1 protein-coding gene is annotated in these 533 nt (G+C 42.0%); it reads right to left on the bottom strand.

The window, feature by feature from the left end:
- Positions 1-105: 105 nt before the first annotated feature.
- Positions 106-533, bottom strand: a 428-nt coding sequence (gene era / locus R8N47_RS27965; protein ID WP_318186455.1) for a GTPase Era, incomplete at its 5' end; no start/stop codon positions are given.

Here is a 533-nt window from a genome sequence, read left to right on the forward strand (position 1 = left end):
AAAAATCTAATGCCAGAATAATAAAAAATAAGGAGCCATGCGGCTCCTTATTTTAATCGATATTGGATTCTACTTAATATTGAAACGAAGTGTTCTCGCCTCAAATTATAGATCGTCGATGTAACCCAGTGAGCGTAGTGCACGTTCGTCATCTGCCCAACCAGACTTCACTTTAACCCAAGTCTCTAGATAAACTTTACGACCGAACAACTCTTCCATATCTAGACGTGCTTCACGACCAATGGTTTTGATCTTCTCGCCGCCTTTACCAATAACCATCTTCTTCTGACCATTACGTTCAACAAGAATCAAAGCATTGATATGGAAACCGTCCGTTTCTGGGTTGTAATCAAAACGCTCAATCTCAACCGTTACAGAATATGGCAGTTCATCACCAGTAAAGCGCATTAGCCTTTCACGTACGATTTCTGAAGCCATGAAACGCTGAGAGCGATCCGTTACGTATTCTTCAGGAAAGTGATGCGTCGCTTTCGGCAGGTGATTACGTACGTGCTTGCGCAATACATCAATGT

Source organism: Vibrio sp. 2132-1 (genome assembly GCF_033344315.1).